We start from the raw sequence: 19,550 nt of genomic DNA on the forward strand, positions 1-19,550 counted from the left end.
CGGCGCGCCGCCCCGCCGCCGCAACCGTCGGTTCAGGAACGCTTGACGCGATAGACCGCAAGACTACCACGCCAGTTCGCGCCCACCGACACGAGACGCCCGTTATGCAGCACCGCGCGATCCAGAATTTCCACACCGACCTCGGGGGCCAGCGCCTCGAAATCCTTGATCGTGAGCACCCGCACGTTCGGCGTGTTGTGCCACTGGAACGGCAGACTCTTCGACACCGGCATCCGGCCCTGCAACACCGAGAGCCGATGCGGCCAGTAGCCGAAATTCGGGAACGACACGATGGCTTCGCGGCCGACCCGCACCGTCTCGCGCAGAATGTCTGCCGTGCGGTGAATGGTTTGCAGCGTCTGCGACAGGATGACCGTGTCGAAGCTGTTGTCTTCGAACAGCGCGAGCCCGCCTTCCATGTTCTGCTGAATGACGTTGATGCCGCGCTTGGACGAGGCCAGCACGCCCGCGTCGTCGATCTCGATGCCGTAGCCGCTCACATCGAGTTCATCGACCAGCAGACGCAGCAGCGAGCCGTCGCTGCATCCGAGATCGAGCACCTGCGAGCCCGGCTCGATCCAGCGTGCGATCACGCGGAAGTCGGCGCGGTCGGCGAGCGATGCCGTAATCTGATTGCCCGATGCCGCGAGACGCGCGGCTTGCGCACTGGTCGTAGGCGTCTTGGACGGTTCCGTGGACTGGCTCATACCCCCACCTCCTCGGCGATACGTTCGTAATAAGCGCGCACCAGATTGTGATAGCGCGGATCGGTCAGCAGGAAAGCGTCGTGACCGTGCGGCGCGTCGATTTCGGCGTAGCTCACGGTGCGGCGCGTATCGAGCAGCGCCTTGACGATTTCACGCGAGCGGGTCGGCGCGAAGCGCCAGTCGGTCGCAAACGACACGATCAGATACTTGGCCGTGGTGTGGGCGAGCGCACGCGAGAGGTCACCACCGACCGTGCGTGCCGGGTCGAAATAATCGAGCGCACGCGTGATCAACAGATAGGTGTTGGCGTCGAAGTACTCGGCGAACTTGTCGCCCTGATAGCGCAGGTACGACTCCACCTCGAACTCCACATCGAAGCTGAAGCGATAGCTGTCGTCCTGTGCCGCAGCGCCGCCTTCGCCCCCCGTCACGCCATCGACCAGCACCTCGGCGCGACGCAGCGCACGGCCGAACTTGGTCGCCATGTCTTCGTCCGACAAATAGGTGATGTGGCCGATCATGCGCGCCACGCGCAGGCCCCGGCGCGGCACGACACCGTGCGCGTAGTAGTCACCGCCGTGGAAATCAGGGTCGGAGAGAATGGCCGAGCGGGCCACTTCGTTGAAAGCGATGTTCTGCGCCGAGAGCTTCGGGGTGGACGCAATCACCAGACAGTGCCCGACGCGATCGGGATACATGATGCTCCACGCCAGCGCCTGCATGCCGCCGAGGCTGCCGCCCATCACGGCTGCGAATTTCCGGATGCCGAACACGTCGGCCACGCGCGCCTGCGCGTTGACCCAGTCTTCGACAGTCACGACGGGGAAGCGGGCGCCGTAGGGCGTGCCCGTGGCTTCATCGAGACTCATCGGCCCGGTCGAGCCGAAGCACGAGCCGAGGTTGTTCACCCCGATGACGAAGAAGCGATTGGTGTCGAGCGGCTTGCCGGGCCCGACCATGTTGTCCCACCAGCCGATGTCCTTGGGGTTATCGGCGGCAATGCCCGCGACGTGATGCGACGCGTTGAGCGCGTGGCACACCAGCACGGCGTTGCTGCGATCGGCATTCAACTCGCCATAAGTCTCGACCATCAGGTCGTAGCCCGCGAGGGTGCTGCCGTTTTGCAGTGCCAGCGGCTGCGCAAAATGCATCCGCTGTGGCGTGACGATTCCGATTGACGATTCCATATTTCCTGTCCGAAACATGCCGGTCGCGCTGTCCGTAACAACGGCAGCGTTTCTTAGGCGTTCTTTGCGGGGAAAAAGGTCGACGAAAAACGGGCGGGGTGCGCGAACGACCTCTTTAGCCGCATTTGTATTGAGTGCCGTCGACGGAGCAACCCCCTGTCAAAGCCACTCGCGCGCCCGCAATCGAGTCACCAAATCGGCGCGCCAGTCATCGTAACAATACCGTCTGCATGGCAGCGGCTCATCACGAGTTGCAAAAGTATAACGTAATCTGCGTAATCGACGCTGAGCACCGCCGGACACGCCCGACACATACATGCCCCATACATGAGGGCGAACGTCAGGGACCGGCAGCGCTCACATGGGCGAACGGTGTCGTTCGCCCACGGATACCGCTTAGCGCAGCAGCGCCGTCACTTGCGGGTCGGCGCCTTCGGTCGGCGTGCGCTTGAAGCCGCTCTTGGCGAAACGGTGCCAGCGGCCCAGCACGTAAGACACCAGCAGGTTGGCTCGCGAGTTCGCATCGAACGTTTCCGGCAGCGTGCCCTGTGCGGACGCCAGACGCAGCACCTGGCGCAGCGACGCCTCGATGCGGTCGAGCAGTTGGTTCATGCGCTCTTGCAGACGCTCATGCTCGCCTACCAGCGCTTCGCCCGTGAGCACGCGGGTCATGCCCGGGTTCTTCTCGGCGAAACCGAGCAGCATCAGCACGATGGCGCGCGCTTGCGTCACGCCGTCCTGATCCTGTGCGGAGATCTGATTGATCAGACCAAAAATGGTCTGTTCGATGAACTCGATGAGCCCTTCGAACATCTGCGCCTTGCTCGCGAAGTGGCGATAGAGTGCCGCTTCCGAGACATCCAGGCGCGCGGCGAGCGCGGCCGTGGTGATCTTCTCGCCCTTGGGCGTCTCGAGCATGGCCGCGAGGGTTTGCAGAACCTGCACACGGCGCTCGCCCGGTTTGGGGCGAGTGGTCTTCACCGGCGCGGGGGCGGCCTCCAGCGCATCGGCGGTGCCGTAACCGGCTCCGCTCGAAGAGTTTTCCTGCTGCATCGTCTGGTCGTTATCGGTAGGGATTTGATTGTCGGGCGGCCCGGGCGATGCGTCTCGCGCCGGCCCCGGTCGCAAGGCGCGCCCGTAACTCGCGCAGAGATTGTACTTTGATATCCACATAGTGTGGGCGCCCACTGCGCGGCATCACGTCGCCGTGGCTGTTTCTCGTCGGCAGATGCCCCGTAATCCATACGGTGCCGATGCCGAAATGCCGCAGGTGCTTCAGATGCGAGCGCGTGTCTTCGACCAGCCACGTCCGGTGCGGCGCGAGGTCTTCCCGCGCCAGCAACCGGCGCAGCATGATCGCGTCCGGTTTGGCTCGCCATGCATGCCGGTCGGCCATGTCTTCGATGCTCACGCAGCGCTCGAAATGCCGGCGAATGCCCAACGCGTCGACGATCGCCATCGCGTAAGCCGCGGGGGCATTGGTCAGCAGAATCTTGCGTCCGGGCAACCCCGCGAGCAGCCGGCCGAGCCCTCGTTCGGCGCGCAGCACCTCGGCCAGCGGCGGCAGCTCGTGCACCCGCGCCAGAAAGTCGTGCGGATCGATGGCGTGATGCTTGATGAGTCCAAGCAGCACCGCGCCGTATCGTTGCGTATAGGAAAACCGCAGGCGATTCGCCTCGTCGTGCGGCAAGCCCAGCTTTTCGACGATATACGCCGTCATCGCGCGGTTAATACGCGGAAAGATCGCGTGCGATGCGCGATGCAGGGTGTTGTCGAGATCGAACAGCCAGACCGGGCCGCGTCCGCCATGTTCGCTGCGGGCGCGGTTCGCCCGGCGGCGTCGGCTCAGTACGTGAGAAGGAGACACTGGAGACACCGGCATTGGGGCGCGCAGTGCCCGGCGGGCACCGCAGCGAAACCACGGAAAGGCACGATGCTATCGCGCAAGGCCCGCTTTGACAAATCGACTCAGCCAGCCTTACGAGGACGGTAGCGGGGACGGCACCAGGAACGGAAGCAGGGTCAGAAGCCGGAACCCTTGTGCAGCGCACGTCGCGACCATCGCGACCGTCGCTTATGCCTTGGCGCTGGCCTTCGCTCTCACTCGCAGCTGACTCACCGCACCACCCACCGCCGCCAGCACCGTCGCTGCCACCATCGCCGCATGCGCGCCGGCATCGCCATACACGTCGAAGAGCAACGCGACGAGTGCGGCCCCCAGCGTCATGCCGACCGTGCGGGCAATCGTCATCAGCCCGCTGGCCGCGCCGCTGCGCTCACGCGGTGCGCCCATCATGATGATGCGATTGTTGGGCGTCTGGAAGAACCCGAAGCCGATACCGCACACTGCCATGCGTGCGGCGATGCCCCAGTTCGAAGCGTCCGCCGGCAACCACGCGAGCGACGCCAGCCCCACGGCAAACACCGCCAGCCCCAGCGCGCTCATGCGAGCGCTGTCGAAGCGGTCAGACCAGCGGCCCGCGAGCGGTGCGACAAACACGATCACCAGCGGCCAAGGCGTGATCAGCAACCCCGTCACCGCCTCACCGCGCGCGAACGCATGCTGCAACAGAAACGGCATGCCGACGTACGCGAGCGTCTGCGCCATATAACAGGCGATCGACGTGAGCGACGACAACGCGAGCACCGGCACGCGCATCAGATCCAGCGGCAGCAGCGGCGACGTCTGCGTGCGCTGATGACGCACAAGAATCACGGCGGCCACCAGCCCGAGCACGATCTGCAACGCCGCCACGCCATGGTGCCCGGCCTCACCCACATGCCCTAACCCGATGATGATGAGCGCCAAGGCCACCGCATTGAGCAGCGCACCCGGCACGTCGAGCCGCCGCTCGGCCCCCGGTGTCGCAGGCAGAAAACGCGACGAGGCGACGAAAGCGGCCACACCGATCGGCAGGTTGATGGCGAACAGCCAGCGCCAGTCGGCCAGCGACAAAATCACAGCCGCGACACTGGGGCCTGCCGCCGTCGAGAGCGCGACGGTCAACGCCAGTAACGAGATCGCGCGGCCACCCATGTTCGGCGGAAACACCATCCGCAACAGCGCGGGCACGATGGTCGACATGCACGCACCGCACAAACCCTGCACGACCCGCGCCGCCACCAGCCACGCGAGATTCGGTGCGAGCGCGCAGCCGAGCGATGCCACAGTAAAACCAGCCACGCCGAACAAGAACACACGCCGGTAGCCGAGCTTCTCGCCCAGTGCAGCGAGCGGCAACACGGCCATGGCGAAAATCAGTTGATAGGCGTTGACGACCCACACCGTCGACGCCGGGTCGGCCACCAGATCGCGCGCGATGGTCGGCAGCGCAACGTTGGCAATGGACGCGTCGAGATTGCCCAGAAAGGTGCCGAGCAAGATGGAAGGCACGGCGATGCGCCGGGCGCGGGCGCTCAGTCCATCGGCCAGCGGCGTGGAAGGTGGCATGGGTTGGGTCACGCTTTGGGACATGCGCAGGTTACCGGAAATGCAAAACGAGAGCGCGGCGGGGCACGGTCGCAAGGGCGCGATATCCGCGGCGCAAACCCCACCGTCGCCGACACTGACGGGGGAAAAATGGACGGCCCGGGGAACGGTTGACTGAACCACCCGGGCCGGGCAGGAAGATCGCGCGCGAAGGTGCAGCTCGGGGAATGTACGGCTGCACACGGTACGGCCACGCGACGTCTGCCGGATCACTCTCTCGTGGTGCGCGGCACCGCCACCACGTCGTATGCCGCAGCAGGAGGGAGTGACGCGGCGCCGAACGGCATGTGAATCGCCCCCCCGGACGAATTCACGCGCGCGGCGCCGCGTATCGGTATCGCCGTCCGGCAAACGCGAAGCAAAGTTCGCGTCAGCGGATCAGCGATGCAACGACGCAACGAGTCAGCGCGATCAGAACGTGTGCTGGATACCCAGCATCGTGCCGAACTGGTTTGCACCCGTGACCACCGAGCCACCGGCGGCGATCGCCACGACACCCTTCTGGCTGTTCGCTACCCAGCCGGCCATGCCGTACAGCGACGTACGCTTGGACAGCGAGTACGTAGCGCGGCCGATCAGCATGGTCGCGTTGGCACGGCTCTTCAGTTGGTAACGGATTGCCTGTGCATCGAACGCCCACGTGATCGTCGGCAGATACGTGAAGCCGAGGAAGTAGATGTCCGAGCTGAGCGATGCGGCATCGGCGCTCACGTTGCGGTGAATCCAGCCACCGCCCACGCGGCCCGACGACCACTTGTAGTACGCATTGATCACGGCGTGCGAGTCGGTGTATTGCGAGCTCGTCAGCGGCGCTGCGGCGCCCGTGTTGCCGCGCATCTGGTCGTACGATGCCGAGATACCGAAGTTCTCGTAGTCGTAACCGATCAGGCCGGTGAATTGCTTACATGCCTGATAGTTGCCCGCCACGTTACCCGCGCAGTTCGTGGCCGACGGACCACCGGCGGCCGAACCATCGCGCCCGAAGCTGTACGTCGCGCCCAGCGTCACGCCGTAGAACTTGCCCATGTAACCCACGGCGCTGTCGCTGCGCGCGTTGGCGATGTACGGGTCGATACTCGCGAGCGAGAAGATCGACGGTCCGATCACGTCGGCGTTGCCGGTCACGTAGAACGTCATGTTGTTCTGACGGCCGATGAGGAACGTACCCCACGCGCCCGACAGACCGACGTTGGCCTGACGGCCGAACAGACGCCCGCCGTAGTTCAGGCCGCCCGTGCCCGGCTGGAAGCCGTTTTCCAACGTGAAGACGGCCTTGAGACCGCCGCCCAGATCTTCCACACCCTTGAAGCCGAAGCGCGACGGCACCTTGCCGGTCAGCGTCGGTTCACCGACGAAGCTGCCACCACCGGCAGCGTTGTTGTAATAGGCGATGCCGGTATCGATGATCCCGTACAACGTGACGTTGCTTTGTGCTTGTGCCAGGCCTGCACCCAGCATCAGGCCTGCGGCCAATGCGTATTTCAATTTCACTTCTGTCCCCTAATTTTATGAATGCACTACTACCCCACGCCAAACGTCGGACTGGTGGCAATGACGCCGGCCCGCCTTTTGACTTCTTTTGCCCTGCTACCTCCAGACTGCAAACTGCCAAATCGTGAATCGCGCGTTACGTGTTACGCGCAACGTGTTGCGTGACCCCTCACGCTTCACGCACGAAGGTGAAGCGCGCCTCGCGTCTCGCGATGCGCCAACCCTGAGCCGTCTTGACAAATGTGTCTTCGAATTCGCCCATCACCTGCCGGCCCTGTGCGGGACGCCCGAACGGCCCCGCCACGTCTTGCGTCGACCCGCTCCACAGCAGCACGGTGCTGCTGCCGATGGCACCAGTGGCCGACTTCACATCGATCAGCACGTTGCCGACGAGGTGCCGCGTGAGCCGTTCGGCAGGACGCTCGGCATACGCCGCCGCGATCGCTGCCTGCCCGACCAATGGGTCGCTGCCCGGACGCACCAGCACGCCTTTCTCCGTGAAGAGCGCTGCGAGTCCTTGCGGATCGCGCCGGTCGTTGCACGCGGCAAAACGCATCACGAGGTCCTGACACGCCTGCTTGGCGAGCATGGCGTCGAGGGTGTTCTGGTCAATCGCGTGTGTCGTGTCTTGAGCGCTCATGCGAGTCGTGCCGTGCTATCGGAATCGGAATTGAAATCGGGATCAGAAGGCGCCGTCGCGAGCCATGCGCGCAGCGCAGCGGCAACGGCTTGCGGGCGCTCCATCGGGCTCATGTGGCCGCTCTCTTCGATCACGCACAACGTGGCGTGCGGCATCATCCCGGCCATGATTTCGTGGCGGGCGAGCGGGCTCCACGTGTCTTGCCGGCCGCACAGGACCAGCGTCGGGCAATGAATGCCGGCGAGTTGCGGCGTGGCGTCCGGGCGGCCCAGCAGCGCATGAATCTGTGCGGCGAACTGGTCGGGATGACTGCGCTCGATCATGTCGAGAATCGCGTCGAATAGCGGCGTGCCGATCTGGTCGGGATGCACCATGCCGGTGGCCCACACCTGCCCCATCGCGCGCATGCCCGCTTCACGCGAGCGCGCCAGCAACGCGGCGCGGCCTGCGCGCTCCTTCTCGGCGGCCTCCCCTTCGGGCAGTGCCTGATAGCCCGTGTCGAGCAGGGCGAGATGCGTGACGCGTGCCGGTGCGAGCCGCACCACTTCCAGCGCGATACGCCCGCCCATCGAATGCCCGGCAACGGCGAAGCGCGGCTCAGTCACCGTCGCGAGCACGTGGCGCGCCATGGCCTCGATGGTGTCGAGTGCGCCCCATGCAGGCACGCGGCAGTCGTATTCCGGCAGCAGCGCGGCCGTAGCGGCCCACGCCACCTGATCGCAGAGCAAGCCGGGAAGCATGAGCAACGGGGGACGTTCGGTGCTCATGGCTTCCCTCCCTGCGCCCAGACGCTACGCGGTATGCACACCTGACCGTCGAAGAGCCAGCGCGCGGTGCGCAGCAGCCCGGCGCCCGTCACTTCGCTCTCACCGGCGTCATTGCATGCGAGCGTCAGACGCACGGTGAACTCACCGGTCGGATGTTCAATCGACAACAGCGGCGCAGCGTCATCGGGCACCACTGCCATCTCGTGACAGACGGTGCCCGGCAACGCCGCGGCCGTCGCCACACTGACCGCCGCCAGCACGCCGATCGACGAGTGGCACCGATGCGGAATGAAACAACGCGTGAGCAGCGCACCGCCCGCTTGCGGCGGTGCCACGAGACACATTTTTGGCACCGTACGCGAGCGCACGTCGCCAAGGTTCATGCGCGGGCCGATGGCGAGACGAATCGCTTCGATCTTCTCGCGCAGCGGCTGAAATTCCGCGCTCGCTTCCAACTGTTCGCACGACTCCGCGCCGGTGCAGCCCAGATCTGCCGCGCGCATCAACACGAGCGGCATGCCGTTGTCGATGCAGGTCACGGCCACACCGTCGACGACATCCTGACGTTGCCCCGTCGGGAACAGCGCGCCACAGGTCGAACCGGCGGTATCGCGGAACATCAGTGGAATCGGCGCAGCCGTGCCGGGCACGCCGTCGATGGCCACGTCACCGTCGTACTTCACGGCGTCGGCGGGCGTCTGCACAGTCGCGAGCGCTACCTGCCCCGTGTTGACCATATGAATGCCGACGTTCGTCACGTCGCCCGTTGTCGCCACGAGCCCCCGCTCGATCGCGAACGGCCCGACCCCGGCGAGCAGGTTGCCGCAGTTCTGCCCGTAGTCGACGCGGGCTTCGTCCACGACGACTTGGGCAAACAGGTAATCGACGTCGGCATCGTCACGCGTCGCGCGCGAGACAATCGCCACCTTGCTCGTGAGCGGGTCCGCGCCGCCCATGCCGTCGATCTGGCGCGCGTCGGGCGACCCCATCGCGGCGAGCAGCACGGCGTCGCGGGTTGCCGCATCGGCGGGCAGATCGTCGGCGAGAAAGTACAGTCCCTTCGACGTGCCGCCGCGGATGACCGCTGCGTCGATACGCGTTTGCGAGTGCAGGTGCAATGGCTTCACGAGTTCGCCCACAGTCATCGTCAGTTGCCTTTCGACGCGTCGAGCTCGTCGAGCGAGTCGACGTAGCGCAGGCCCTTCGCGGCCAGACGTTCGCGCATCTTGTAATAGTCCAGACCCAGCGTGCCGCCCGCGAGCACCCCGCGCTTGTACGCTTCGTCGGCACCGCGCGCCGCAGCGGCCTTCGCGACCGCTTGCGCCGTGGCGTACGGCACGACCGTTACACCGTCGTCGTCGGCCACGATCACGTCGCCCGGATGCACGATCTGATTCGCGCACACCACCGGCACGTTCACGGAGCCGAGCGTTTCTTTGACCGTGCCTTGCGAGGAGATGGCTTTCGACCAGACCGGGAATTTCATTTCCGTCAGCGTGGCGATGTCACGGCAACCGGCATCGATGACGAGGCCTGCGACGCCGCGTGCTTTCATCGACGTGGCGAGCAGATCGCCGAAGTAACCGTCGTCGCACGGCGAGGTCACGCCGACCACGACGATGTCGCCGGGCTGTGCCTGTTCGACGGCGACGTGCAGCATCCAGTTGTCCGACGGCGGTGCCAGCACGGTCACCGCGCTACCGGCCACGGCGGCACCGGCGTAAATCGGGCGCAAGTAGGTGGCCATCAGGCCGAGACGGCTCTGCGCCTCGTGCACGGTGGCACTGCCAGCGCTGCGCAGAATGTCGAGGGTGGCCGCATCGACGCGGGGAATCTGACGAACGACGACGCCGCGAATCATGACAGTTGCTCCGTAACGACGGGCGTCAGACGCATGAGCCCTTCTGCATATTTGATGTCGCGCGTGGCCGTGATGCCGATGTTGCGCTTGGCCTGCACGCCGCGTTGCAGGGCGACGCGCGTGTAGTAATCCCACAGGTGTTCCTGACCGGCCATGCACTCGATGGCCGCGCGCTTCGTTTCCCACACCGGCGTGATGTCGACAAACGTGTTGGGAATCCATTCGCACTGCTCGGTCTGGTGCGGCTCGAACGCCAGCACCGCCGGGGCGCCAATCACTTTTTCGCCCGGCTTGTGACCTTCGGCCTGCGCGATCACGCGGGCTTCCTGCGTCACGTGCATCGCGAGCGGGTGGTCGAAGTTGTACGGGTCTTTCTCCGAGTGGCTCAGCACGAACGACGGCTGCAACTCGCGATAGATATCCACGAGACGGAACAGCGTCTCGTCGGACACGCGCATCGGGTAGTCGCCGATATCGAGAAACTCGATTTCCGCACCGAGAATGTCGGCCGCGCGTTGCGCTTCGTCACGGCGTGCCGCCTTGACCTTGGCTTCGGTCATCTCGGCACCCTTGCGCCAGAGCTTGGCCGACTCGCCGCGCTCGCCGAACGAGAGGCAGACGACCTTCATGCGATAGCCCTGCGCCACGTGCGTGGCGATGGTGCCTGCGGCGCGCCAGACGAAGTCTGCCGAGTGGGCGCTGACGACGAGGCCGGAGAGCGCCGTCGTATTTGTGTTCTGTGATGTCGTCATGATGTTCCGTCAATACGTGATGCGTGATGCGTCGTGCCATCCACAGGCGATCAAACGCTTTCCAGCCCAACGAGCGCACCGAGCAATTCCGGCGACGCTGCGAGTTCACTGCTGCGCCCTGCCCAGACCTCGCGGCCCCGGTCGAGCACGAGCGCGCGGTCGGTCAACTCCAGCCCCAGTTCGGCGTGTTGCTCCACCAGCACGACGCCCATGCCACCGTCGGCACGCAGCTTCCAGAACGCGTCGACGAGTTGGTCGACGATCACCGGCGCGAGCCCTTCGAAGGGTTCGTCGAACAGCACCACGCGGGGGTTGCCGATCAGCGCACGGCCGATGGCGAGCATCTGCTGCTCGCCGCCCGAGAGTTGGTTGCCCAGATTGCGGCGTCGCTCGGCCAGCCGCGGAAACAGGTCGTACACGCGCTCCAGCGTCCACGCCTCACCCATGGCCGAGACTTGCAGGTTCTCTTCGACGGAGAGCGACTTGAAGATCTCGCGCTCCTGCGGCACCAGTGCGAGACCGGCGCGCGCCCGTTTGTAGGCAGGCCAATGCGAGATGTCGTTCTCGAGATAGCGAATCACGCCGCCGTGGCGCGTGGTCAGCCCGAGCAGGCTGAGCAACAACGTGCTCTTGCCCACACCGTTGCGGCCAAGAATGGCGATGGCTTCGCCGGCGGCAAGCCGCAAGCTCAGGTCTTCGAGCACGATGGTCTCGCCATAGCCCGCGCTCAGGCCACCAGCTTCGAGCAGGATGTCAGTCATGGCGACGCCCCAGATAAATGTCGCGCACACGCGGGTCGCGGCGCACTTCTTCTTTTTCGCCTTCCATCAGCACGGCGCCTTCCACCAACACGGTGATACGGCGCGCAAAACGGAAGACCAGATCCATGTCGTGTTCGATGACCATCACCGCCACGTCTTCAGGCAAACGTTCGAGCAGGTCGAACAACTTGCGGCCCTGCCCCGACGGCACACCTGCGACAGGTTCGTCGAGCAGCAACACCTTCGGGTCGAGTGCCAGCCCCAGCGCGATCTCCACCTGACGGCGCTGGCCGTAGGCGAGCTCGTCGATGCGGCGGCCAGCGAGATCGAGCATGCCGAGCGCACGCAGACGCTCCGCCGCTTCTTCCACCACAGCGGGGCGATTCGCGAGCGGCTTGCCGATGCGGCCGTCGAGCCCACGGCGCGAAGTGAGCGCAAGGCCGACGTTCTCGGCCACGGTCAGCGTGTTGAACAACGTGTTCAGTTGGAACGTGCGCGCCAGCCCGAGCTTCACGCGCTTGTGCGAGGGCATCGACGTGACGTCGGTGCCGCCCACGCGCACCACCCCCGAGTTGGGCTTGAGCACGCCGGTAAGCAGGTTCATCAACGTGCTCTTGCCGGCACCGTTCGGGCCGATCAGCGCGTGACGTGCACCGGCTTGCAGCGAGAGCGTCACATTGCGGGTCACGTCGAGCTGACCGAAGCGCTTCGACAGCCCTTGAATTTCGAGTGCGGCGCTCACAGCGTCACCTCCTTGTCTGCGCTCGCATTGGCGGGCGCATGACGGCGGCGCGCACGCAGCGCGAAGCGATCCACCACACCGATGAGGCCGTCCGGCGCGAAGCGCACCACCACGATCAGCAGCACGCCCAACGCGGCCAGCCAGTTGGTCGGATCGATGGCGGCAATACGGTCGGACAGCACCATGAACACCACGGCACCGAGTACCGCGCCGTAGAGGCGTCCGGTGCCGCCCAGCGCCAGCATCACCAGCACGTTGGCCGACAGCGTGAACGACAGCGTGTCGAGCGCCACGATGTTGTTGACCTGCGCGGAGAGCGCACCGGCCACACCGGCCACCGCAGCGGCGATCGTGTACAGCATCAGGCGGCGAAAGCCCACACGAACGCCCAGCAGCGACATGCGCATGGCGTTCTCGCGAATGCCCTGCACCGTCAGACCGAACGGCGAGTTGACGAGAAACTGCGTGAACAGAAAGACCACCACCAGCACCACCAGCGCATAGACGTACGCCGTGTGGCCGTAGATATCGAACTCGAACAGGCCGAGCACCGGGGCAATGGTGTAGCCGGTCAGACCGTCGTCGCCCATCGTGATCGACTTGGCGATGTTGCCCGCCTCATACAGCAGCGTGGCGCACGCGAGCGTGAGCATGATCTGTGTGAGGCCGCTCACGCGCAGCACCACGATGCCCGTAATCAACCCGACCACCGCCGCGACGAGCGCACCAGCCACCAGACCCAGCAGCGGGTTCGGCGAGACGTGCAGCGCAAACAGACCAGCGGCGTACGCGCCGCTGCCGAAGAACGCCGCATGACCGAGCGTTTCGATACCGCAGTAGCCCTGCACGAGATCGAGCGAGAGCGCGAAGATGATCATGATCACCACGCTCGTGGCGAGCGCGAGATACAGATCGGCAAAGAAGTACGTCGCCACGGCCGCGACGAGCAGCACGGCGTCGAGCACGCCAAGCCGCTTGCGGCGCAGCGCCGGGGCCACCTGCGCCACACCGGCCGCCGACAGTTGGGAGGGATTCGTGTTTTGCATCGTCACCCTCCGCTCACGCGCGCCCGACCAGCCCTTGCGGGCGGATCAGCAGAATGGCCAGCACGGCCAGATAGATCATGAAAGCGCCGAGCGCAGGCACGTAGTAGCGCCCCAGCGTATCGATGAGACCGAGCAGCAGACCGGCGTACAGCGAGCCACGCAGGCTGCCCAGACCACCGGCGGCCACCACGATCAGCACGAGCACCAGATACTTCAGCCCGTAGTACGGCTCCAGCGGCAGAATCTGGCTGGACAACGCCCCGCCGAGACCCGACAGGCCGCAGCCGATCGCAAACGTGATCGAGAACACGAGCGGCACGTCGATGCCGACGCAGCGCGCCATGCGCGGGTTGTCGACCGCCGCGCGAAGCTTGGCGCCGAACGGCGTGCGCTCCAGCCCCCACCAGATGCCAAGCGCCACGACGGCACTGCACACCAGCGCGAAGATGCGATAAATCGACACCGAAAAACCGCCCAGATCCCACGTGCCGCGCAGTCCCTGCGGCACCGGAATGGTTTGCAGTTCCGTCCCGGCGAGATGCTTGGCGATGGCGCAGATGATGAACGCGAGCCCGATCGTCATGAGCAATTGCCCGAGACCATTGGCCGTGTAGACCCAGCGGTACAGCGTGCGCTCCAGCACGGCGCCGAGCGCCATCGTGCCGGCCACGCCGACGAGCAGCGCGACGAAGAAATCGAGCCCGGCGTGCTGCATGGCCCACAGAGTGAAATAACCGCCGATCATGGCGAAGGCGGAATGCGCGAGGTTGACAACGCGCATCACGCCGAGCGTGACCGTGAGACCTACGGAGATGAGAAACAGCAGCATCCCGTAAGCCACACCGTCGATCGACAACGACAGGAAAGTGGCAAGCGATTGCGTCATGAGGAAGTACCGGGGGCGGGGGGAGCGAGCGCGTGGGCGCTCGCTGTTACATCAATCGCATCAATCACATCGATGACGTTGACCGCATCGATCGCATCGAATGCGTGGATTACTTGGCCGCCACTTGCGGGTGGCTCAGATGCCACGGCTCGACCACCGACTTGAACGTCTCGATGGGCTTGTTGCCAAGCTTGCCGTCGATGGTCTCTACGCGACGGATGTACACGTTCTGGATGATTTCGCGCGTCTTCGGGTCGATCGACACCGGCCCGCGTGCGCTCGTCCAGGCGTAGCCCTTCACGGCGGCGATGGCCTTGTCGGCGTCCTTCTTGCCCTTGGTGGCCTTGATCATCTGGGCGATGAGCGTCATCGAGTCGTACGCCGACACCGAGGCAATCGACGGCAGCGCGCCCGAACCGTACTTGGCCTTGTAGGCCTTCACGAACGTCGTGTTTTCCGGCGACGTCAGGTACGGCGAGTAGTGCAGTGCGGTGATCGTGCCCAGTGCGCTGTCGCCGATGGCCGGCAGGTCCGACTCCATCGTCTCAGTCGTCGCGAAGAGCTGAATACCGGCCTTGTCGAGCTCGCGCTCCTTGAAGGCTTTCACGAAGCCGGCCGACATCGGGCCCACCGGCATGAACATGAAGACGGCTTCGGGCTTGGCATCGCGCACGCGTTGCAGGTAGCTCGAGAAGTCCGTCGTGCCCAGCGGCACCTTCACTTCGACGCTGATCTTGCCGCCGGCTTTCTTGAAGGTTTCCGAATAGGCGTCGATCGCGTCGTAGCCCGTTGCGAAGTCGGCCACCACGATGGCGGCGTTCTTGATGCCCTTGCTCGCGGCGTATTCGACCAGCGGCACGCTCACGGTCCATTGCGTAAAGCCGGTGCGCACGAAGTACGGCGACTTGAGCGTCACGCTCGACGTGCCCGAGTTGCCGATTACGAGCGGCGTCTTGGTCTGGTTGGCCACGTCGGCCATCGCCAGCACGTTCGGCGTGAACGAGCCGCCGAACAGGTACTGCACCTGATCGCGCACCACGAGTTCCTGGGCGAGCTGACGCGTGCGTTGCGGATTCACGCCGCCTTCGTCGCGCTCCAGAATCACGAGCGTGTCGTCACCGACCTTGTTCTTGTTCTGCTCCATCCACAGGTTGATACCGCGACGGTACTCGGTGCCCCACCATGAGGCGGAACCGGAGAACAGGCCCAGCACGCCGATCTTGATGTCGTCGGCGCGTGCGGCCATGGAGGTGAACTGGCAAACGCTCGCAAGTGCCACAGCGAGCCACAAGTGGCGCTTCATCATGGTGTCGTCTCCTCGTCGGCGTCGCGCGCCGCTCCGTTTTTTGTTGAGGTCCGCGCCGGGGAGGCGGGCCTTTTCGATGATGTCCGGAACAGCTTAGGCAGCCGAAAAGGTGACGTCGAATGAAACTCCCGAGTCCAGCGTTGCGTTTTTCGTATATCCCCGAGATTTCCCCTACGTTATGGAACGATTTCGACGCACGCAATTTCGCGCTGCGGGACACGCGCAGCACCACCCGTGGAACGCCCGCCGTACAAGGCTGTGCGGGGAGGCGTCGTCACGGTGCCGAAACGGGAGAGTGCACTCGCGCGAGCGCGTCGCGCGACATGCAAGTCATGGCGATTCCGGCGAATTTCGCCGCGCTCGCGGAGGGAGTCGTGCGGGGGTGCCGCACGGGGTCAGTTCGGGTGCTGCACCGTCGGGGCGAGTGCCCGAAGTTCGTCGAGTAATTGCTCTGCGGCAGGCGACAACAGACCGTCACGGCGCGTCGCGAGACCGATGGCGCGACGCGCATGCTGAAGCGTGACCGGCACCACCGCGAGTTCGCCCGTACGCAACTCGGACGTAATCTGCACCGGCGAGAGCAACGCCAGCCGGTCGCTCGACAGCAGCAACCCGCGCACCACCGGCGAACTGCTCGCATGCACTTGCGTCTGCGGCAGCGCGAGTCCTTCTGCGCGAAAAACGCGTTCGAACACGCCGCGCGCAGGGGTGCACGGCAGCGGGCTCACCCAGCCGTACTGCGCCAGTTCCGCGAGCGTCGGCTCACGCCCCATCGTCAGACACGGGTGATCGGCCCGCGCGACCACCGACAGGTGATCTTCGAACAACGCTTCCTGCCGGATGTCGGCCGGCACGTCGTTCGCCCGCAACGCGCCGACGATCATGTCGACGTCGGCCTGTCGCAGTTGGCGCACCAGCGCCTCGTACGTGCCGTCGACGACGGTCACCGTGAGATACGGCGACTTGTGCAGCAGGCTGTCGATGGCCTTCGGCAACAGAAAGCCGCTCGACAGCGGCAGCGCGGCGACGATCACCGTGCCCTGCTGACGCCCGCCGAATGGCGCGAGTTCGTCTTCCGCAATCGCCAGCTCCGCGAGTGCGCGCTTGACCGGGCCGAGCAATGCCTGTGCCTCGTCGGTCAGTCGCGTGCCGCGCGGCGTGCGCCGGAACAGCTTGATGCCGATGAGGTCTTCAAGCTGATCGAGATTGCGTTGAATGGTCGGCTGCGAACATTGCAGACGGGTCGCCGCCAGCGGGCCGCTCCCCAGTTCTGCCACTGCGATGAAGCTCGTGAGTTGCTGGGGCGCCACCACCGCCGCAAAGCGGCTCGCCGCACGCGCCCCGCCGTCCGCCTGTGACGCCGTGGCGGCAAAGGCCTCGCGATAGCCGTTGGCCAATTCCGCCAGTGCACGCGTCGCCCGTACGCCGAGACGCTGACCCGCCGCGTTCGGAATCAGGCCGCGCCCGCTGCGATGAAACAACGGGAAGCCCAGCTCCGCTTCGATATCAGAGATCGAGCGCGCCACCGCCGACTGCGACAGATGCAACATGCGCGCCGCCCGCGCGACGGAGTCGCATTCGAGGACGGCGACCATCGCGCGCAAACCACGCAACTTGCGGCATAGCAGCGAGGCGTCGTTGTTCTGCGGCGCGCGGCTCCAGGTGCCGCGCTCGTGACAGGCAAGGCTCGACGTCGGGGGAGCGTTGGTGAGACTGATGACGGTGTCGATCGACATGCAAGGGGCTCGCTCAGCGCATCGTCGGCACGCGCCGCGTTGCCATGAAGTCGTCGAGCGACTCGCCGCGCATGATCGCGTACACCTCCAGATTCGTCTTGCGCACCACGCGAGCAAACTTCTCCAGCACGAAGAAGTTCACGCCGTGGCGCACGAGGCCGAGCCAGTCCTGCGCTTGCACCAGCGCCTGTTCCTCGGCCGACAGGCCGGCTGCGGTCATCGCGGCGGCCGGATCGTTCAGAAACGTTTCGCGGTTCTCGGCGCGGATCATGTGCCAGAAAAAGCGATTCAGGTGCAGCGTGCGGTTGCTCACGCGCAAATCGAACGCGTAAGTGCCGGTGATCGATTCGATACCTTCGAGTTGCGGATTCATGCGGCTTCCTCCTCGTAGAGCGCGACGGTCATCGCCGTGGTGGTCGCCAGGTAGTAGTTCAGATGCAGACGCTTGATGTTCGGGCCGAGGGCACCGCGCATCGACAGCCACATGATCTGTTCGACACTCTCGGCACCGCCGCGACGCACGTAGTCCACGTGCTTGAGTTCGGCCAGCGTCTCGGGTTCGTGCTCAAGCAATTCGAGGAATTCGCGATCCCATGCTTCGTCGTTGTAGCCAGTGCGCTCGCCGTGAATCTGGTGCGAGAGGCCGCCCGTGCCCACGACCACGACGCGCAAGTCCTCCGGATACGACTCGATCGCGCGGCGCACCGCTTGCCCCAGCCGGTAGCAGCGGCGGCCGGTCGGCAGCGGGTACTGCAACACGTTGATGGCAATCGGCACGACCGTGCCCGGCCAGTCCGGCTTGTGCGGCCAGAGCAGCGGCAGCGGCGAAGCGCAACCGTGATCGATCGGCTTGTCCTGAAACACGGTGAGGTCGAACTCGTCGTTCACGAGCGACTCGGCAATGTGCGCCTGCAACGCCACGTCGCCACGAATCGGCGGCAGCGGGCGCAGCCCCGCGCCTTCGTCGGCAATCGGGAACGACTCGCCCACGCCCAGCGCGAACGTCGGATACATGTCGAAGAAGAACGTCGTGGCGTGATCGTTGTAGAAAAACACGAGCACGTCAGCCTGCTTCTCGGCCAGCCATTTCGCCACAGGCTCATAGCCCTGAAACAGCGGCGCCCACGCGGGATCCTGCTGCTTGCCCTTGTCGTACGCCACGCCGATGGTCGGCACGTGCGACGTGCCAATCCCCCCAATGATCTTTGCCACGATAAGTCTCCGTCTCTTTTGTCTTGTGATGCCGGATGGCGTCATGGCATGCATGTCACCACCCGCATTTATGCAGGGCCGAGTCTATACGGGATCCCATATTTGCATAAAGCAGGGTATCTACTGATGCGATTTGGATTTACGGGATCCCATAATGAAAAAAGGCCGGAGTATTCGTGACCGGCAATGCCCTCCAGCGACCCAAAGGAAACGCATGCTGCACCCCACGCCGACCACCGTTCAATTGCGCGAGATGATTCTCAAGGGCGAGCTCGCCCCGGGCGAACGTCTGGCCGAAGCCAAGCTCGCCGAGCAGCTTGGGGTCTCGCGCATGCCCATCCGGCAGGCGCTGCCGGTGCTCGCAGAGGAAGGGTTGGTCGTACGCGCCGGACAGCGCGGTTACGCCGTGCGTGCCCACACCCGGGACGAGAGCGTGGAAGCGTTGCATCTGCGCGGCGCGCTCGAAGGGTATGCCGCCCGCTTGCTCGCGGAAAAGGGCGCGAGCGCCGAGTTGCTCAAGCAACTGCGCGACCTGCTCGCCGAAGGTGATGCGTTGCTGGCCGATCACACCATGACGCCGGAAGTGCAGATCGGCTACGCGTCGCTCAACGCGCGCTTTCACGATCTGCTCGTGACGGGAGCCCGGAATCCGCTGCTCGAAGGCTTTATCGCGCGCTGCAATCTGGTGCCGTTCGTCGCGCCCCGCACGGTCGCGTTCGGGCACGAAGATCGCCGTCAGTACGCGGACATCATCGCGTACGCCCATCGCCAGCATCACGCCATCGTCGAGGCGATTGCCGCGCGTCAGCCCGACCGTGCCGAATTCATGTGCCGCGAGCACATCGTCACGCAAGAACACAGCATGGGGGCGCAGTTGCTCTGAGGGTTTCGACCCCGCGCGCCCGCCGACCTTTTCCTCATTCCCTATCGAAACAAGAGCGCGCCGTCCCCAGACGCGCCAAGGAG

General features: G+C 65.1%; 20 protein-coding genes. 1 reads left to right on the forward strand and 19 read right to left on the reverse strand.

The genetic code is table 11. From position 1 onward, the window contains the following. Positions 1-32 precede the first annotated feature (32 nt). From metW to CDV44_RS21390, 19 genes are all read right to left on the reverse strand, one after another. Positions 33-707: a methionine biosynthesis protein MetW gene (metW, locus tag CDV44_RS21300; protein WP_246185476.1), complete on the reverse strand. Its 675-nt coding sequence runs from the start codon at positions 705-707 to the stop codon at positions 33-35. Then, the gene (locus CDV44_RS21305) at positions 704-1,894 is read right to left on the reverse strand and encodes a homoserine O-acetyltransferase (protein WP_087690303.1); all 1,191 of its coding nucleotides are present in this window, start codon (positions 1,892-1,894) and stop codon (positions 704-706) included. The genes metW and CDV44_RS21305 overlap by 4 nt, the downstream gene beginning before the upstream one ends. A gap of 396 nt (positions 1,895-2,290) precedes the next feature. Next, positions 2,291-2,947, reverse strand: a complete 657-nt coding sequence (slmA, locus tag CDV44_RS21310; RefSeq protein WP_058376852.1) for a nucleoid occlusion factor SlmA — start codon at positions 2,945-2,947, stop codon at positions 2,291-2,293. A 10-nt stretch (positions 2,948-2,957) separates the two neighbouring features. Next, positions 2,958-3,776, reverse strand: coding sequence for a pyrimidine 5'-nucleotidase (locus CDV44_RS21315; RefSeq protein WP_170936060.1), 819 nt, complete (start codon positions 3,774-3,776; stop codon positions 2,958-2,960). 192 nt (positions 3,777-3,968) lie between these two features. Beyond that, positions 3,969-5,369: an MFS transporter gene (locus CDV44_RS21320; RefSeq protein WP_249277641.1), complete on the reverse strand. Its 1,401-nt coding sequence runs from the start codon at positions 5,367-5,369 to the stop codon at positions 3,969-3,971. Positions 5,370-5,795: 426 nt separating this feature from the next. Then, a complete protein-coding gene (locus tag CDV44_RS21325) occupies positions 5,796-6,842 on the reverse strand; it encodes a porin (RefSeq protein ID WP_170936079.1) in 1,047 nt (348 codons plus the stop codon). A gap of 202 nt (positions 6,843-7,044) precedes the next feature. Continuing rightward, positions 7,045-7,515: a nuclear transport factor 2 family protein gene (locus CDV44_RS21330; protein WP_249277642.1), complete on the reverse strand. Its 471-nt coding sequence runs from the start codon at positions 7,513-7,515 to the stop codon at positions 7,045-7,047. Next, positions 7,512-8,282 (reverse strand): alpha/beta fold hydrolase, encoded by a 771-nt coding sequence (locus CDV44_RS21335; RefSeq protein WP_087690309.1) that lies wholly within the window; start codon positions 8,280-8,282, stop codon positions 7,512-7,514. Before CDV44_RS21335 ends, CDV44_RS21330 begins: the two co-directional genes overlap by 4 nt. Then, a complete protein-coding gene (locus CDV44_RS21340; RefSeq protein ID WP_087690311.1) occupies positions 8,279-9,427 on the reverse strand; it encodes a 4-oxalomesaconate tautomerase in 1,149 nt (382 codons plus the stop codon). Before CDV44_RS21340 ends, CDV44_RS21335 begins: the two co-directional genes overlap by 4 nt. Positions 9,428-9,429: 2 nt before the next feature. Continuing rightward, on the reverse strand, positions 9,430-10,143 hold the full coding sequence (locus CDV44_RS21345; protein WP_170936061.1) for a 4-carboxy-4-hydroxy-2-oxoadipate aldolase/oxaloacetate decarboxylase: 714 nt from the start codon (positions 10,141-10,143) through the stop codon (positions 9,430-9,432). Then, positions 10,140-10,895 (reverse strand): PIG-L deacetylase family protein, encoded by a 756-nt coding sequence (locus CDV44_RS21350; RefSeq protein ID WP_087690313.1) that lies wholly within the window; start codon positions 10,893-10,895, stop codon positions 10,140-10,142. The genes CDV44_RS21345 and CDV44_RS21350 overlap by 4 nt, the downstream gene beginning before the upstream one ends. A gap of 50 nt (positions 10,896-10,945) precedes the next feature. Further along, complete coding sequence (locus tag CDV44_RS21355; protein WP_058376844.1) at positions 10,946-11,656, reverse strand: ABC transporter ATP-binding protein; 711 nt, start codon at positions 11,654-11,656, stop codon at positions 10,946-10,948. Beyond that, positions 11,649-12,398, reverse strand: coding sequence for an ABC transporter ATP-binding protein (locus tag CDV44_RS21360; RefSeq protein WP_087690314.1), 750 nt, complete (start codon positions 12,396-12,398; stop codon positions 11,649-11,651). The genes CDV44_RS21355 and CDV44_RS21360 overlap by 8 nt, the downstream gene beginning before the upstream one ends. Next, complete coding sequence (locus tag CDV44_RS21365) at positions 12,395-13,444, reverse strand: branched-chain amino acid ABC transporter permease (protein WP_087690316.1); 1,050 nt, start codon at positions 13,442-13,444, stop codon at positions 12,395-12,397. Before CDV44_RS21365 ends, CDV44_RS21360 begins: the two co-directional genes overlap by 4 nt. Before the next feature lie 13 nt (positions 13,445-13,457). Next, a complete protein-coding gene (locus tag CDV44_RS21370) occupies positions 13,458-14,330 on the reverse strand; it encodes a branched-chain amino acid ABC transporter permease (protein ID WP_087690317.1) in 873 nt (290 codons plus the stop codon). Between the two features lie 109 nt (positions 14,331-14,439). After that, positions 14,440-15,636, reverse strand: coding sequence for an ABC transporter substrate-binding protein (locus tag CDV44_RS21375; RefSeq protein WP_087690319.1), 1,197 nt, complete (start codon positions 15,634-15,636; stop codon positions 14,440-14,442). 395 nt (positions 15,637-16,031) lie between these two features. Beyond that, positions 16,032-17,372 (reverse strand): LysR family transcriptional regulator, encoded by a 1,341-nt coding sequence (locus CDV44_RS21380; RefSeq protein ID WP_087690321.1) that lies wholly within the window; start codon positions 17,370-17,372, stop codon positions 16,032-16,034. 13 nt (positions 17,373-17,385) lie between these two features. Then, positions 17,386-17,745, reverse strand: coding sequence for a protocatechuate 3,4-dioxygenase (locus tag CDV44_RS21385; protein ID WP_087690323.1), 360 nt, complete (start codon positions 17,743-17,745; stop codon positions 17,386-17,388). Further along, positions 17,742-18,584, reverse strand: coding sequence for a gallate dioxygenase (locus CDV44_RS21390; RefSeq protein WP_087690324.1), 843 nt, complete (start codon positions 18,582-18,584; stop codon positions 17,742-17,744). Before CDV44_RS21390 ends, CDV44_RS21385 begins: the two co-directional genes overlap by 4 nt. A gap of 214 nt (positions 18,585-18,798) precedes the next feature. Here CDV44_RS21390 and CDV44_RS21395 point away from each other — a divergent pair, with 214 nt between their 5' ends. Continuing rightward, positions 18,799-19,467: a GntR family transcriptional regulator gene (locus CDV44_RS21395; protein ID WP_087690326.1), complete on the forward strand. Its 669-nt coding sequence runs from the start codon at positions 18,799-18,801 to the stop codon at positions 19,465-19,467. The last annotated feature ends 83 nt before the right edge of the window (positions 19,468-19,550 follow it).

It is taken from the genome of Pandoraea sp. PE-S2R-1 (assembly GCF_002179865.1).
In the GTDB taxonomy this organism is placed as follows: Bacteria; Pseudomonadota; Gammaproteobacteria; order Burkholderiales; family Burkholderiaceae; genus Pandoraea.

Bases quoted from the DNA above. Each gene is read 5' to 3' on its own strand.
- CDV44_RS21330 (WP_249277642.1), bottom strand. From the start codon at position 7,515: ATGAGCGCTCAAGACACGACACACGCGATTGACCAGAACACCCTCGAC.
- CDV44_RS21380 (WP_087690321.1), bottom strand. From the start codon at position 17,372: ATGTCGATCGACACCGTCATCAGTCTCACCAACGCTCCCCCGACGTCG.
- CDV44_RS21320 (WP_249277641.1), bottom strand. From the start codon at position 5,369: ATGTCCCAAAGCGTGACCCAACCCATGCCACCTTCCACGCCGCTGGCC.
- CDV44_RS21370 (WP_087690317.1), bottom strand. From the start codon at position 14,330: ATGACGCAATCGCTTGCCACTTTCCTGTCGTTGTCGATCGACGGTGTG.
- CDV44_RS21305 (WP_087690303.1), bottom strand. From the start codon at position 1,894: ATGGAATCGTCAATCGGAATCGTCACGCCACAGCGGATGCATTTTGCG.
- CDV44_RS21385 (WP_087690323.1), bottom strand. From the start codon at position 17,745: ATGAATCCGCAACTCGAAGGTATCGAATCGATCACCGGCACTTACGCG.
- slmA (WP_058376852.1), bottom strand. From the start codon at position 2,947: ATGCAGCAGGAAAACTCTTCGAGCGGAGCCGGTTACGGCACCGCCGAT.
- CDV44_RS21365 (WP_087690316.1), bottom strand. From the start codon at position 13,444: ATGCAAAACACGAATCCCTCCCAACTGTCGGCGGCCGGTGTGGCGCAG.
- CDV44_RS21335 (WP_087690309.1), bottom strand. From the start codon at position 8,282: ATGAGCACCGAACGTCCCCCGTTGCTCATGCTTCCCGGCTTGCTCTGC.
- CDV44_RS21355 (WP_058376844.1), bottom strand. From the start codon at position 11,656: ATGACTGACATCCTGCTCGAAGCTGGTGGCCTGAGCGCGGGCTATGGC.
- CDV44_RS21375 (WP_087690319.1), bottom strand. From the start codon at position 15,636: ATGATGAAGCGCCACTTGTGGCTCGCTGTGGCACTTGCGAGCGTTTGC.
- CDV44_RS21340 (WP_087690311.1), bottom strand. From the start codon at position 9,427: ATGACTGTGGGCGAACTCGTGAAGCCATTGCACCTGCACTCGCAAACG.
- CDV44_RS21345 (WP_170936061.1), bottom strand. From the start codon at position 10,143: ATGATTCGCGGCGTCGTCGTTCGTCAGATTCCCCGCGTCGATGCGGCC.
- CDV44_RS21315 (WP_170936060.1), bottom strand. From the start codon at position 3,776: ATGCCGGTGTCTCCAGTGTCTCCTTCTCACGTACTGAGCCGACGCCGC.
- CDV44_RS21350 (WP_087690313.1), bottom strand. From the start codon at position 10,895: ATGACGACATCACAGAACACAAATACGACGGCGCTCTCCGGCCTCGTC.
- CDV44_RS21395 (WP_087690326.1), top strand. From the start codon at position 18,799: ATGCTGCACCCCACGCCGACCACCGTTCAATTGCGCGAGATGATTCTC.
- CDV44_RS21325 (WP_170936079.1), bottom strand. From the start codon at position 6,842: ATGCTGGGTGCAGGCCTGGCACAAGCACAAAGCAACGTCACGTTGTAC.
- metW (WP_246185476.1), bottom strand. From the start codon at position 707: ATGAGCCAGTCCACGGAACCGTCCAAGACGCCTACGACCAGTGCGCAA.